The 12,758-nt window shown below is 61.5% G+C and carries 13 protein-coding genes; 7 read left to right on the top strand and 6 right to left on the bottom strand.

Annotated elements, in window-relative coordinates:
* Positions 1-145 precede the first annotated feature (145 nt).
* From Q1A89_RS03620 to Q1A89_RS03630, 3 genes are all read left to right on the top strand, one after another.
* The gene (locus tag Q1A89_RS03620) at positions 146-1,795 is read left to right on the top strand and encodes an electron transfer flavoprotein-ubiquinone oxidoreductase (protein ID WP_299723941.1); all 1,650 of its coding nucleotides are present in this window, start codon (positions 146-148) and stop codon (positions 1,793-1,795) included.
* A 166-nt stretch (positions 1,796-1,961) separates the two neighbouring features.
* The gene (locus tag Q1A89_RS03625) at positions 1,962-3,671 is read left to right on the top strand and encodes a tetratricopeptide repeat protein (protein WP_299723944.1); all 1,710 of its coding nucleotides are present in this window, start codon (positions 1,962-1,964) and stop codon (positions 3,669-3,671) included.
* Positions 3,664-4,578, top strand: a complete 915-nt coding sequence (locus tag Q1A89_RS03630; RefSeq protein WP_299723947.1) for a 4-(cytidine 5'-diphospho)-2-C-methyl-D-erythritol kinase — start codon at positions 3,664-3,666, stop codon at positions 4,576-4,578. Before Q1A89_RS03625 ends, Q1A89_RS03630 begins: the two co-directional genes overlap by 8 nt.
* Here the strand turns inward: Q1A89_RS03630 and Q1A89_RS03635 are convergent.
* Positions 4,554-5,552 (bottom strand): polyprenyl synthetase family protein, encoded by a 999-nt coding sequence (locus Q1A89_RS03635; protein ID WP_299723948.1) that lies wholly within the window; start codon positions 5,550-5,552, stop codon positions 4,554-4,556. The genes Q1A89_RS03630 and Q1A89_RS03635 overlap by 25 nt on opposite strands.
* Positions 5,553-5,607: 55 nt before the next feature.
* Between Q1A89_RS03635 and Q1A89_RS03640 the strand changes: the two genes are divergently transcribed.
* The 3 genes from Q1A89_RS03640 to Q1A89_RS03650 all read left to right on the top strand — a co-directional run bounded on the left by Q1A89_RS03640 (position 5,608) and on the right by Q1A89_RS03650 (position 6,820).
* Positions 5,608-5,823 (top strand): DUF2007 domain-containing protein, encoded by a 216-nt coding sequence (locus Q1A89_RS03640; protein WP_108835552.1) that lies wholly within the window; start codon positions 5,608-5,610, stop codon positions 5,821-5,823.
* The gene (locus Q1A89_RS03645; protein ID WP_299723949.1) at positions 5,801-6,544 is read left to right on the top strand and encodes a methyltransferase; all 744 of its coding nucleotides are present in this window, start codon (positions 5,801-5,803) and stop codon (positions 6,542-6,544) included. The genes Q1A89_RS03640 and Q1A89_RS03645 overlap by 23 nt, the downstream gene beginning before the upstream one ends.
* 111 nt (positions 6,545-6,655) lie before the next feature.
* Entirely contained in the window at positions 6,656-6,820 is a 165-nt protein-coding gene (locus Q1A89_RS03650) for a DUF465 domain-containing protein (RefSeq protein WP_299723950.1), read from the top strand.
* Here the strand turns inward: Q1A89_RS03650 and Q1A89_RS03655 are convergent.
* The 5 genes from Q1A89_RS03655 to Q1A89_RS03675 all read right to left on the bottom strand — a co-directional run bounded on the left by Q1A89_RS03655 (position 6,817) and on the right by Q1A89_RS03675 (position 12,009).
* Positions 6,817-7,683, bottom strand: a complete 867-nt coding sequence (locus tag Q1A89_RS03655; RefSeq protein ID WP_299723951.1) for an EamA family transporter — start codon at positions 7,681-7,683, stop codon at positions 6,817-6,819. The two genes, Q1A89_RS03650 and Q1A89_RS03655, sit on opposite strands and share 4 nt — an antisense overlap.
* Positions 7,680-8,627 (bottom strand): transcriptional regulator GcvA, encoded by a 948-nt coding sequence (locus Q1A89_RS03660; RefSeq protein WP_299723952.1) that lies wholly within the window; start codon positions 8,625-8,627, stop codon positions 7,680-7,682. The genes Q1A89_RS03655 and Q1A89_RS03660 overlap by 4 nt, the downstream gene beginning before the upstream one ends.
* 369 nt (positions 8,628-8,996) lie before the next feature.
* Entirely contained in the window at positions 8,997-9,719 is a 723-nt protein-coding gene (gene phbB / locus Q1A89_RS03665) for an acetoacetyl-CoA reductase (protein ID WP_299723953.1), read from the bottom strand.
* Between the two features lie 129 nt (positions 9,720-9,848).
* Positions 9,849-11,024: an acetyl-CoA C-acetyltransferase gene (locus Q1A89_RS03670; RefSeq protein ID WP_299723954.1), complete on the bottom strand. Its 1,176-nt coding sequence runs from the start codon at positions 11,022-11,024 to the stop codon at positions 9,849-9,851.
* Positions 11,025-11,163: 139 nt separating this feature from the next.
* Positions 11,164-12,009: an EAL domain-containing protein gene (locus Q1A89_RS03675; protein WP_299723955.1), complete on the bottom strand. Its 846-nt coding sequence runs from the start codon at positions 12,007-12,009 to the stop codon at positions 11,164-11,166.
* A gap of 118 nt (positions 12,010-12,127) precedes the next feature.
* Here Q1A89_RS03675 and Q1A89_RS03680 point away from each other — a divergent pair, with 118 nt between their 5' ends.
* Positions 12,128-12,715, top strand: a complete 588-nt coding sequence (locus Q1A89_RS03680) for a DNA-3-methyladenine glycosylase I (RefSeq protein ID WP_299723956.1) — start codon at positions 12,128-12,130, stop codon at positions 12,713-12,715.
* Positions 12,716-12,758 lie beyond the last annotated feature (43 nt).

Below are 12,758 nucleotides of genomic sequence, written 5' to 3' on the forward strand. Positions count from 1 at the left end.
GGAAAGAGCCAGCGCGACCCATCGCAGCAGAACATGGATTTTACGCGGTGTCGCGATTGCATATGGGGCGGTGCTGGGCTAGCCAGCTTGGAAGGTTTTTCGCGAGGGGTGCGCCCTTCGAGACGGGATAAGGGAGTGGTCTGACATGGCCGAGATTGAACGCGAAGCGATGGAATATGACGTTGTGATCGTCGGGGCGGGCCCTGCCGGTCTGTCGGCGGCGATCCGGCTGAAACAGCTGGATGCGGACCTGAATGTGGTGGTGCTTGAAAAGGGGTCCGAAGTCGGCGCCCACATCCTGTCAGGTGCTGTGCTGGACCCTGTGGGCCTCGACGAATTGATCCCGGACTGGAAAGAAAAAGGCGCGCCCCTGAACGTTCCGGTCAAGGACGACAACTTCTATATGCTCGGCGAGGCCGGACAGATCCGTATCCCCAACTTCCCGATGCCACCGCTGATGAACAACCACGGCAACTACATCGTGTCGATGGGTAATGTCTGCCGCTGGATGGCGGAACAGGCCGAGGAACTAGGGGTCGAGATTTTCCCCGGAATGGCATGTTCGGAACTGGTCTATGGCGACAATGGCGAAGTCAAAGGTGTTGTGGCCGGTGTCTTTGGCCTCGAGGCTGACGGGTCGATTGGCGAGAACACCGAGCCGGGCATGGAGCTGCACGGCAAATACGTGTTCCTGTCCGAAGGCGTGCGCGGGTCGCTGTCCAAAGAGGTGATCGCCAAATACGACCTCTCTGCCGGGAAAGAGCCGCAGAAATACGGCCTCGGCATGAAGGAAATCTGGGAAATCGACCCGGACAAGCACAAGGAAGGGTCAGTGACCCACACGATGGGTTGGCCGCTGGGCAAGAATGCCGGAGGTGGATCGTTCATCTATCACCTTGAGAACAATCAGGTATACGTTGGTTTCGTGGTGCACCTGAACTACAAGAACCCGCACCTGTTCCCCTACATGGAATTCCAGCGCTTCAAGCATCACCCGATGGTGGCGGAGCTGCTGAAGGGCGGTAAACGGGTCGCCTATGGTGCGCGCGCGATCTCCGAAGGGGGATACCAGTCGATGCCCAAGATGGTGGCACCCGGAGTCGCATTGCTGGGCTGTTCGGTGGGCATGGTCAACGTCCCCCGCATCAAGGGCAACCACAACGCGATGCTGTCGGGCAAGGCCGCGGCCGAGGCGGCCTATGTCGCTATCCGCAAAGGGCGGTCCGGCGATGAACTTGACGGCTACGAGGCGCTCGTGCGCACTGGCCCCATCGCGCACGATCTGAAAAAAGTGCGCAACGTCAAACCGTTGTGGTCGAAATACGGGCTGGTCGCCTCGCTTTTGGGTGGCGGGCTGGATATGTGGACCAACACGATCGGCTTTTCGCTGTTCGGCACGCTGGGTCACGGCAAATCCGACGCTGAAGCCACCGAAGAGGCGTCCAAACACACACCCATCGACTATCCCAAACCCGATGGGAAATTGTCGTTCGACCGGCTGACCAACGTCGCGTTCAGTTTTACCAACCACGAGGAAAGCCAGCCCGCGCACCTGCGGCTGAGCGACGACGCCATCCCCGTCGCACAAAACCTGCCGAAATTCGCAGGCCCCTCGGCGCGCTATTGCCCCGCAGGTGTCTATGAATTTGTTGAGGAAGAGGGCAAGGACACCCGCTTTGTCATCAACTTCCAGAACTGCGTGCACTGCAAGACCTGCGACATCAAGGACCCGGCCCAGAACATCACATGGACCACGCCGCAAGGCGGGGACGGGCCGAACTATCCGAATATGTGATCCTGCGGGATGACAAGACCAGGCCGGGCGCATCGCATTGCCCGGCCTTTTTCGTGCGCCAATGGGCTGCGCTGGAAATCTAACCATTTCGCGAGGCCACATTGCGCCTGTAGCCAGACCTGCTAGCTTGGCCCCGAGCGTAATCCTAATCAGCAGGTGACACCCCGTGATCCGCACTCTTCTTCTTTGCACTGTGTTGGCCACAGGCGTCGCCGTGACACCGCATATCGCGTCTGCGGATTCGCTGTCGGGGGCCTATCTTGCCGCGCGGCAAGCGGCGATCCGCAACGATTTCGAGGCTTCCGCGCGCTATTTCACCGCCGCTCTTGCACGCGATCCGTCCAATGTCGGGCTGATGGAGGATGTGATCGCCACCCAATTGGCCATCGGACAGATCGACCGTGCGCTGCCTGTGGCCAAGTTGCTGGAACAGCGCGGTGTGCGCAGTCAGGCCGCGCATATGACCGTGATCGCCGACCTGCTGGCGAACGGTGAATATGACACCTACCTCGAACGCAACGTGGAAACTGCCGGAATCGGGCCGCTCGTGGACGGGTTGCTGGGCGCCTGGGCGATGATCGGGGCGGGCCGTGTCGACGAAGGCATGGCCGAGTTCGACCGCATCAGCGAGGAACGCGGCCTGCGCGGCTTTGCCCTGTATCACAAGGCGATGGCGCTGGCCTCGCTGGGTGATTTTGAAGCGTCCGAAGCACTGTTCCTGGCCGAGGCCGGCCCGCTGCAGCGCACCCGCCGTGGTGCCATGGCACGGGCCGAAGTGCTGTCGCAACTGGCGCGCAATGACGATGCGGTGACCTCGCTCGAGGCGGCCTTTGGCTCGTCCTCTGACCCGGAACTTGCCGCGATGGTCGAAGCGCTGAAAGCGGGCGAGACATTGCCCTTTACCCACATCACTTCGGCGCAGGACGGTGCGGCAGAGGTGTTCTATTCCGTGGCCGGTGCGCTGCGTCAGGATGCGGGGGCCGACTACACCCTGATTTATGCGCGCATTGCACGCCACCTGCGCCCCGACCAGATTGATGCATTGTTGCTGGTCGCCGATCTGCTCGAACAGCTTGAGCAATATGCGCTCTCCAACGCGGTCTACAAGGAAGTGCCCGCAGACCATCCGGCCTTTCACGCCGCCGAATTGGGACGTGCCGCCGCCTTGCGCAAATCCGGCAAGCCTGAAGCGGCCATCGAGGTGCTCGAGCAACTGGCCAAACGCTTTGGCGATCTCTCCATCGTGCATTCCACGCTGGGTGATGTGCTGCGCCAGCAAGACCAGTTCGAAGAGGCGACCGCCGCCTATGACCGCGCCATTGCGCTCACCCGTGAGGGCGAAGCGGGCGCATGGTTTCTGCACTATGCCCGCGCCATCACGCTGGAACGTCAGGATGAATGGCCCCGCGCCGAGGCTGATTTCCGCCGCGCGCTCGAATTGAATCCGGGCCAGCCGCAGGTGCTGAACTACCTCGGCTATTCGCTGGTCGAAAAGCAGATCAAGCTCGACGAAGCGCTGGCGATGATCGAACAGGCTGTCGAGGCCACCAATGGCGAAAGCGGCTATATCGTCGACAGTCTGGGCTGGGTGCTTTACCGCCTTGGCCGCTATGACGAGGCGGTGGGCCACATGGAAAGCGCGGTCGAGTTGATGCCGGTCGATCCGGTGGTCAACGACCATCTGGGTGACGTTTATTGGTCTGTGGGGCGCGAACGCGAAGCGCAGTTCCAGTGGATGCGTGCGCTCAGCTTTGTGGACCCTGACGAGGTGGACGGAGAGGCCGATCCGACCCGTATGCGCCGCAAGCTCGAGGTTGGTCTGGACGTGGTCCTCGAAGAAGAAGGCGCGCCCCCGCTCAAGGCCGCTGATGACTGAGGTTCGGGTCTTTGCCCCGGCCAAGATCAACCTCGCCCTGCATATCACCGGCCAACGCGATGATGGCTATCACCTGATCGATTCTGCTGTGGCCTTTGCCGATATCGGCGACTGGGTGACCCTGTCGACCGGCGGGCGGTGCGATCTTGAGGTCAGCGGACCCGAGGGCGTGCCGGACCTCGCCTCTGACACCAACATCATGTGGCATGCCGCGCGGCAGTTCTGGACCCCGGACCATCCCCTGTCCATGGCGCTGGAAAAGCACCTGCCGATGGCCTCGGGCATCGGCGGTGGGTCGGCAGATGCGGCGGCCACCTATCGCGGATTACTACTGTTGCGCGCCGCTGTCGAGGGGCACGACACCCCGCGCGATCCGACCCCGCAAGACGCCATCGACCTACTTGAGATCGGGGCCGACGTGCCCATGTGCGTCCTCAGCGATCCGGCCCGCGTGCAAGGGATCGGAGAGCAGATTACCCCGATCCCCGACCTGTTTCCCTATGCCGTCGTGCTGGTGAACCCGCGCGTGCAAGTGTCGACCCCGACGGTGTTTTCTGCGCTCAGCACCAAGGACAATCATGGCCTTGATCCATGGCCAGACAGCTTTGAAGATCGCGATGCGGCGCTCGACTGGATCGCCGCGCAACGCAACGACCTGCAGGCCCCCGCAATCGCCGACTGCCCTCGGATCGCGGATGTGCTAGCGGCGCTGCAGGGGACCGACACCTGCCGTCTAGCGCGCATGTCAGGGTCGGGTGCGACCTGTTTCGGCATCTTCGAGCGGGTGCATCTGGCCCAGGCGGCCGCCGAGGCGATCAGCGCGGCCCATCCCGACTGGTGGGTGCGCTCAGGTCGCCTGAACGGCGGCAAAAAGGCCGTGCCTCAGTTGATCCGTTCCACCACGTAGTCGGCCAGATCAATCAGCATGTCGCGCAATTCATGCGCGGGCAGGGCGGCCAGCGCCGTCTTGGCCTTGTCCGCCCATGCGATGGCATCAAGACGCGTCGCCTCAAGCGTGTCGTGCTTGTGCAAAAGGGAAAGAGCGTGATCCAGATCGCCGTCTTCCTGATGGCCCTTTTCGATGGTGCGCGACCAGAAGGCGCGCTCTTCGGCATCGGCCATGGCCACCGCCTTGATCACCGGCAGGGTTAGTTTGCGTTCGCGAAAATCGTCGCCCACATTCTTGCCCGTGGCGGCCGACTGGCCCTGATAATCCAACAGGTCATCCACGATTTGAAAGGCGATGCCAAGCGCGTCACCGTAGTCAAACAGCGCCTTCACGATGGCCTTGTCGGCGCCCGCAATGACGCCACCCACTTCGGTGGCGGCGGAAAACAGGGCCGCCGTCTTGCCGCGCACCACCTGCAGATAGACGGCTTCGTCCGTGGCCAGATCTTGCGCCGCGGTCATCTGCAGCACTTCACCTTCGGCAATGGTGGCCGACGCGTCCGACAGGATACGCAGCACGTCCATATTGCCGGTTTCGGTCATCAACTGGAAACTGCGCGAAAACAGGTAATCGCCCACCAGAACTGAGGATTTGTTATCCCAGAGCAGGTTGGCGGTGGGCCGCCCGCGCCGCTGTGCGCTTTCATCAACCACATCGTCATGCAGCAGCGTGGCTGTGTGAATGAACTCGACCGTGGCGGCCAGATGGACGTGATAGGGGCCGCCATAGCCACACATATGGGCTGCAGCCAGCGTCAGCATCGGGCGCAGGCGCTTGCCGCCTGCATCGACGAGGTGGCGGGTGACTTCGGGGATGCGGGGCGCGTGACGGGACGCCATCCGCGTCTGAATCAGGGAATTCACGGCATCCATGTCCGCCGCCAGCCACGCAGCCAGCCGATCATGTGGTTTTGCGATGTCAGATGCGTCCATGCCCTTACCTCGTTCCCCCTCGACATTTGGCCAAGGATGCCCCTACATCCATGATATGAAGGAACTTTTGCGCAGCACCGACCCGACCATCATCGCGTTTGCCTCGGCCCTTCTTGAAGGCGAGGATATAGACTGCTTTCAGATGGACGTAAATATGAGCATCCTCGAAGGTGGCATCGGAATTTTCCCGCGTCGGCTGATGGTGCGCGAAGCCGATTATGACGCGGCATTGCGGGCGATGAAAGACAATGACATCGATCTCGGACACTGACCTGACGCGTGATGCGTTTTTGGGCGGACGACTGCACCTGTGGCAACCGCGTGCTGGCTATCGGGCTGGAGTTGATCCGGTTCTGCTGGCGGCCTCGGTGCCGGCGAGGCAGGGCGAATCGGTGCTGGATCTGGGCTGCGGCGTTGGCACGGCGGCCTTGTGTCTGGGTGCGCGGGTGCCGGGGCTTGATCTGATGGGGGTCGAACGCCAGGCAGACTATGCCGCGCTGGCCGCGCGCAATGGGCTTGAGACGGCGGTCGGGGATGTGACCGCATTGCCGGACGCGGTGCGCGCGCGCAGCTTTGATCACGTGTTGGCCAACCCGCCTTTTTTCGATCGGACGGCTGGGCGGCAGGCACAGGATGCCGGGCGCGAGGCGGCGCGCGGTTTGAATACGCCTTTGCTGGCCTGGGTGGATGCGGGGGCAAGACGGCTGCGCCACAGGGGGTATTTGCACATGATTCACCGGGCCGAGCGGCTGCCGGACTTGTTGGCCGCCGCGCAAGGGCGTCTTGGCAGCCCCGAAATCTGGCCAATCTGCCCACGCATGGGCAAGCTGGCCGAGCTGGTAATCTTTCGTGCGCGCAAGGACGGTCGCGCCGATTTTCGCCTGCATCCGCCCGTCATCCTGCATGCCGGGGCTCAGCACGAGAGCGATGGTGATAGCTATATGCTCGCCATTCAGGCCGTTTTGCGCGATGGTGCCGCGCTGCCGCTTTAACCATTCGTTAAGCCGAAACCTGTTCACTTGTCCACATTGTGCGGGTGCAGCGTGACATGAGGCGGTTCTTGTGCTTGGCTGATCCTGCACTTTATCAGCAAGGAGGATTGCATGAGCATCACTGCCCATCTCGAAGAGTTGAAAAAGAAGCATCGGACCCTGAGCGAGCAGGTCGATATGGCGCAACGCGCACCGGGTGTGGACCAGATCGAGGTCGCAACACTCAAAAAGCAAAAGCTGAAACTGAAAGAAGAAATCACCCGATTGTCGGGCTAATCCCCCTTCAGGCTGGCGCGCGCCGCCAACAGAGCCCCGGCAGAGATCAATGCTGCGGCCACGGCCAGTGACCATGTGGGTGCCGCGACGCCAGCCAGTACCAGAACAAGCGTAGACAGCAGCGGTGCCGCATAGGACGCGGTGCCGAGAAGCTGGATATCGCCGTGTTTCACGCCAATGTCCCAGACGTAGAATGCCAGGCCCACCGGCCCGAGCCCTAAGAGGACTGCGCTGGTCCAGCCAATCGTGCCCTCCGGCCAAGCGGTTGTTTCAAAAGCGAAATGTAGCGGCAGGGACAGGGCGGCGCTGGCAAGACAAAACACCGCAACAGACGCTGTGGGCACGGCGCCCAGGCTGCGCGACATCACCGAATAGGTCGACCAGGTCAGCGCGCAGGCCAGCGCCAGCGCGTATCCCGCGATAGCATCGGGTTGAAAACCTGCAGCGCCCCCGGTCACGATCAGCGCCGCGCCCGCAAAGCCAACAAGCGCGCCCAGCACGTGCCCGGCCCGCAGGGATTCGCCCGGCAACAGACCTGAAAACAGCACGATCAGCAGCGGCCAAAGATAGGCGATCAACCCCGCCTCGGCTGCGGGGGCGAGTCGCAGGGCAGAAAAGTACAACGCGTGATAGCCGAAAAGGCCCAACGTTCCAAAGACATAGACGCGTGCCGGAACTTTGCGCAATTGAACCAACCCACCGGAGGCCGCAGTCCAGACCAGCCCAAGGCTGCCCCCGATCGCAAAGCACAAGGTGTTGAGCAGGAAAGGCGGGGTGGGGGCGGAGCCGACAGTGAGAAGGGCAAGCACGCCCCACAACAGAACCGCAACAAAACCGATGGCAGTGGCAACTGATCGGGTCATGGGCGTTGAAAATCCGACGAGGGCAGGCGGGTCATTGCGTCGGAGATATGCTCGGTCTTGGCGACCTCGGCGACGATCCAGTCACGAAAGGCTGCGATCTGGGGTCGGTTTTCGGCGCCTTCCGCGCACAAGAACCGGAACCGCACCCCTGTTTCCAGTGCCGTTTTGACGGGCGCGACAAGGCGGCCATCATCAAGGTCCTTGACCACGAGCGCGCGCCGCCCGAGCACCACGCCGACCCCCGCAAGGGCTGCGTCGATGGCGTGATCGGCCTGGCTGAACCGTGGGCCTTGCGTGGGCGCATATTCAATCCCCATGGCGCGAAACCAGATTTCCCAATCACAGCGCGGTTCGAGAAAACTGATGCTGTCATCAAAGATGAGCGGTGCTTCGGTCAGGCTTTGCGCTGTGGGATAACGCGCGGCAAGCGCGGGCGTCATGACCGGACATACCCATTCGTTTGCCAGCGGCACAGAATAAAGCCCGGTGTCCGGCCCGTATCCAAAGCGGATCGCGACATCGATCGCATCCCGACCAAAGTCCATCATCTTGAGCGAGGCGGAAAAGCGTAACTCGACCTCCGGGTGCGCCTGGGCGAATTCGTAAAGGCGGGGTGCCAGCCACTTGGCGGTAAAGGCGGGGCCAGCCGTTACCGTAAGCGTATGATCATCCAGTGTTCTTTCGGCTGAACGCCAGGCCGCGGCCAGCGATTGAAACCCGTCCGCTACGCCCGGCGCCAGCGCCTTGCCTGCATCCGTCAATTCCACGGCGCGGTTCAGGCGGCGGAACACCTGTGTGCCCAGATGCTCTTCGAGCGACTTGATCTGAAAGCTGAGGGCGGCGGGCGTGACGAACAGTTCTTCGGCGGCCTTGGCAAAGGACATGTGCCGTGCGGCGGCATCAAAGGCGCGCAAAGCGGTGAGAGGGGGCAAACGATCAGCCATAGGCCAGACAAGTACAGCTTAACTGAACTCAGGGAAAGTCTCGTTTGTCGCAAAGCGCCGATAGCGACATATTGAGCGCAAGGAACACGACAGACACACCGACCCAGAAAGGACCGCACCATGCTTGAGACATCTGCACATAGCGCCATCCGTAACGGCATTCAGAAGGCCCATGCCGAACGTGGCGCCGCCTTTGCGCTGGCCCTGAGCTGGCTGTTCGGAGGCAAGACTTCCCGCTGATGCGCGCGCGCCATCTTACGGGATAAAGGAAGGGCCGGTGCAGCGCTGCACCGGCCCTTTTTGTTGCGATTTTCGCGATACACAGCCCGTACACACACTGTGCACAGGCTGTGCACCGAAAATGCACGATCAGACGAAGAACTGCGCCCCGTTGGCCGAAATGGTCGATCCGTTAATGAACCCTGAATCGTCCGACGCCAGGAACACGACGCAGCGCGCGATTTCCTCGGGCTCGCCCAGTCGACCCGCCGGAATCTGCGCGATGATCGATTCGCGGACCTTTTCCGGAACTGCCATCACCATGTCGGTGCCGATATAGCCCGGGCAGATCGCGTTGGCGGTGATGCCTGCGCGCGCGCCTTCCTGAGCGAGCGATTTCACGATGCCCAGATCGCCGGCCTTGGTCGCGGCGTAGTTGACTTGCGCGAACTGCCCTTTTTGACCGTTGATGGACGAAATCACGATGACGCGCCCGAATTTGCGCTCGCGCATGCCTGGCCAGACCGGGTGGACGGTGTTGAACACGCCGGTGAGGTTGGTGTCGATGACCTGATGCCACTGTTCGGGCGTCATGCGGTGGAAAGGGGCGTCGCGGGTGATGCCTGCATTGGCCACAACAACGTCGATGGGGCCGATATCGGCCTCGACCTTCGCGATTCCGGCGGCGGATTCGTCATAATCGGCGACGTTCCATTTGTAGGTCTTGATGCCGGTTTCATCCGTGAACTTGGCCGCGGCCTCGTCATTGCCGGCATAGGTCGCAGCGACGGAATAGCCGGCGTCCTTGAGGGCGGTGGAAATTGCGGCTCCGATTCCTCGGCTGCCTCCGGTGACAAGGGCTGTGCGGGACATGGGGGATTCTCCTCCGGGTTATTGATATGTTTGTTTCGCGCATAATGGTGGTTTGCGCAACATTATTACGCGGCGAAATGGTCAAGCGGATGGTCGGGCGGGCCACAGGCCCGCCTTACGGGATGTGGATCAGTCGCGCTCGAGGCACATGGCAACACCCATGCCGCCGCCGATGCAGAGCGTGGCGAGGCCCTTTTTCGCATCGCGCCGCTTCATTTCGAAGAGCAGGGTATTGAGGATGCGCGCACCGGACGCCCCGATGGGGTGGCCGATGGCGATGGCGCCGCCATTCACGTTCACGATTGCCGGATCCCAGCCCATGTCCTTGTTCACGGCACAGGCCTGTGCGGCAAAGGCTTCGTTGGCTTCGACCAGATCGAGGTCTTCTGGCTTCCAGCCTGCCTTTTCCAGTGCCTTGCGCGAGGCATAGATCGGGCCGACACCCATGATCGAGGGGTCAAGGCCGACGGTTGCGTAGCTTGCGATGCGTGCCAGTGGCTCGATCCCGCGCTTTTCGGCGTTTTCGGCTGTCATCAGCAGTGCACCTGCGGCGCCGTCATTGAGGCCCGAGGCGTTGGCGGCGGTGACCGATCCGTCCTTGGTGAAGGCGGGGCGCATTTTCGACATCGCTTCGAGGTTGGCACCGTGGCGGATGTATTCGTCGCTGTCCACCACGATGTCGCCCTTGCGGGTCTTGACAGTGAAGGCGGTGATTTCGTCGGCGAATTTGCCTGCCTTTTGCGCGGCTTCGGCCTTGTTCTGGCTGGCCACGGCGAATTCGTCCTGTGCGTCGCGGGTGATCTGCCACTGGGCGGCGACGTTTTCAGCCGTCTGACCCATGTGATAGCCGTTGAACGCATCCCACAACCCGTCGCGGATCATGGTGTCGATATAGCTCATGTCGCCCATCTTGTGCCCGGCGCGCAGATTGGCGGCGTGGGGCGAAAGTGTCATGTTTTCCTGTCCACCGGCGGCGACGATGTCGGCATCGCCAAGGGCGATGTGCTGGGCGCCGAGCGCCACGGCGCGCAGACCCGAGCCGCAGACCTGGTTGATCGACCATGCGGCGGAGGCCTGTGGCAGACCGGCGTTGATATGGGCCTGACGGGCAGGGTTTTGCCCCTGGGCGGCGGTCAAAACCTGGCCCAGAATGGTTTCCGAGACTTCGGATTTATCGACGCCTGCGCGTTCGACAATGGCTTCGAGCATGGTTGCGCCGAGATCATGTGCAGGGGTGTTGGCGAAAGAACCACCAAAGCTGCCGACGGCAGTGCGGGCGGCAGAAGCGATGACGATATTGGTCATGGGGTCAAATCCTCAGTTAAAGTTACCGTGAGGACGGTCCGAGCGGCACCCCGAATGGCACGTAGTGCGGACCCCAGACTGCCCCGCGTTGGCCTTGCGATATCGGATTCGTTGACCTTGCGCAAACAAACTACTGGGTTCAGGCGCGCATACCTGCCTTTTTGCCACTGTTCTGGCCGTGCAGCCAGTTTGGCCGCACCTCGGGCGCGGCGAAGTAATAGCCCTGCAGGCAGTCCGCCCCCAGTTCAATCAACACTTCGACATCCTGCACCCGTTCGACCCCTTCGGCGACAACAAGCATATCGAAATGCTGGCCGATATGGATCATCGCCTGTGTCAGCACCTGAATGTCGCGGTCATCGGCGATGCCGTGGCAGAATTGCATGTCGATCTTGAGGATGTCGAAATAGAAATCCTTGAGGTAGCGCAGCGCAGTGTAACCTGCCCCAAAGTCATCCAGCGCAAAGCAGACGCCGCGCGCGCTGAGCCGTTCCATGAAATCGACCACCAGTTCGGGCTGGTCCATGGCCGAGCTTTCGGTGATTTCCAGGATCAGCCGTTCGCCAACAGAGGCGTCTTTCTTGAGCCAGCGGTTCAGGGTCTGCATCCAGCGTTGATAGCCGATGGAACGGGCGGACATGTTGATCGACAGCCGCATGGACGGGTTTTCGTGCAGCGTGCGCAGCCCCATGTTCAGCGCCACCACATCAATCTCGCGCCCCAGTTCGGCGCGTTCGACCACAGGCATGAAATCCTTGGCCGGAATGATCCGCCCGGTTTCATCGATCACCCGGATCAGTCCCTCGTAAAAACCGACCCGATTGCCCTGACCGGCCACGACCACCGGCTGAAAGGCCAGCAGCGTCTGCCTGTGCTTGACCGCCTCTGCCACCATCGCCAGCGTGTTCCGGTCGCGGTTCATCACCGCCGCACTCAACGGATTTTCAGCGCCAACCGGCATGTCGATGGGTTTGAAATTTGGCATGGTGTGGCAAGCACCCCCGGTAATCACATCCTCTGGTCACCATGGCCCGCGGGGTGTAAAAACTGTCTTAAAGTTTGCATTTTGTTCCAATTTTCTGTGTTAACCAAAGTGAGGTCAGATGGACGGGCGATGTGGCTGGGCGGGGGTGGACCCGATCTATGTCGAATATCACGACACCAAATGGGGCGTGCCGGAATATGACGCGCGCACACTTTGGGAAAAGCTGATCCTTGACGGCTTTCAGGCGGGCCTCAGCTGGATCACCATATTGAAAAAGCGCGACAATTTCCGCACCGCCTTTGCCGGGTTCGACCCCGAAGTGATTGCCGATTGGGGCGAGGCGGACGTGCAGCGCCTGCTGAATGATGCCGGGATCATCCGCCATCGCGGCAAGATCGAGGCCACGATCAGCAACGCCCGCGCCTATCTCGAGGTTAATGCTGCCGAAGGCTTCGATCAGTTTTTATGGAAATACGTCGATGGTGTGCCCTTGCAAAACCGTTTTGCCACGCAAGGTGAGGTGCCACCCGCGACGCCGATGTCGGTGCAGGTGTCAAAAGACCTCAAGGCGCGCGGGTTCAAGTTTTGCGGCCCCACGATTGTCTATGCCTTCATGGAGGCCACGGGGCTGGTCAATGATCACATTCTGACCTGTGATCGCCACGGCGCATGTGCCGCACTGGCGCGTCCTGTTTTGGGGCGTTGACTCTGCCCTCAGCAGCCGTATAAGCGCGCTTTCATTGGTGTTG

The organism is uncultured Tateyamaria sp. (genome assembly GCF_947503045.1).
Classification (GTDB): Bacteria; Pseudomonadota; Alphaproteobacteria; order Rhodobacterales; family Rhodobacteraceae; genus Tateyamaria.

Excerpts from the sequence above, each read along its gene's own strand:
- Q1A89_RS03620 (WP_299723941.1), top strand. The coding sequence starts at position 146 with ATGGCCGAGATTGAACGCGAAGCGATGGAATATGACGTTGTGATCGTC.
- Q1A89_RS03630 (WP_299723947.1), top strand. The coding sequence starts at position 3,664 with ATGACTGAGGTTCGGGTCTTTGCCCCGGCCAAGATCAACCTCGCCCTG.
- Q1A89_RS03635 (WP_299723948.1), bottom strand. The coding sequence starts at position 5,552 with ATGGACGCATCTGACATCGCAAAACCACATGATCGGCTGGCTGCGTGG.
- Q1A89_RS03640 (WP_108835552.1), top strand. The coding sequence starts at position 5,608 with ATGAAGGAACTTTTGCGCAGCACCGACCCGACCATCATCGCGTTTGCC.
- Q1A89_RS03645 (WP_299723949.1), top strand. The coding sequence starts at position 5,801 with ATGACATCGATCTCGGACACTGACCTGACGCGTGATGCGTTTTTGGGC.
- Q1A89_RS03650 (WP_299723950.1), top strand. The coding sequence starts at position 6,656 with ATGAGCATCACTGCCCATCTCGAAGAGTTGAAAAAGAAGCATCGGACC.
- Q1A89_RS03655 (WP_299723951.1), bottom strand. The coding sequence starts at position 7,683 with ATGACCCGATCAGTTGCCACTGCCATCGGTTTTGTTGCGGTTCTGTTG.
- Q1A89_RS03660 (WP_299723952.1), bottom strand. The coding sequence starts at position 8,627 with ATGGCTGATCGTTTGCCCCCTCTCACCGCTTTGCGCGCCTTTGATGCC.
- phbB (WP_299723953.1), bottom strand. The coding sequence starts at position 9,719 with ATGTCCCGCACAGCCCTTGTCACCGGAGGCAGCCGAGGAATCGGAGCC.
- Q1A89_RS03670 (WP_299723954.1), bottom strand. The coding sequence starts at position 11,024 with ATGACCAATATCGTCATCGCTTCTGCCGCCCGCACTGCCGTCGGCAGC.
- Q1A89_RS03675 (WP_299723955.1), bottom strand. The coding sequence starts at position 12,009 with ATGCCAAATTTCAAACCCATCGACATGCCGGTTGGCGCTGAAAATCCG.
- Q1A89_RS03680 (WP_299723956.1), top strand. The coding sequence starts at position 12,128 with ATGGACGGGCGATGTGGCTGGGCGGGGGTGGACCCGATCTATGTCGAA.